This is a genomic window from Streptomyces sp. SID9727, from assembly GCF_010550605.1.
GTDB lineage: Bacteria > Actinomycetota > Actinomycetes > Streptomycetales > Streptomycetaceae > Streptomyces.
Genome location: NZ_JAAGNI010000433.1, coordinates 1 through 240 on the forward strand (window position 1 = coordinate 1; position 240 = coordinate 240).

The window sequence follows — 240 nt, forward strand, 5'->3', positions numbered from 1 at the left end:
CGGGCGCGGCAGGCGCGGATCGCCGTGGTCGGGGCGGTCACCGAGCGGTGGGCGCCCGAGCAGGCGGGGCCCGTGCACGGCAACTGGCAGCTGGCGCCGCCCATCGGGCCCGCCACCGACCTGTGGGCCCTCGGCGCGCTGCTCTTCCGCACCGTTCAGGGGCACGCGCCCTACCCCGAGGACAACGCGGCCGAACTGGTCCAGATGGTGTGCGGCGAACCGCCCGCGTTCGCCGAGGAG

The 240-nt window shown here is 77.1% G+C and carries 1 protein-coding gene; it reads left to right on the plus strand.

The annotated features are described in order from the left end of the window. A partial coding sequence (locus G3I41_RS29680; RefSeq protein ID WP_164403587.1) for a hypothetical protein occupies window positions 1-240 on the plus strand: 240 nt, incomplete at both ends.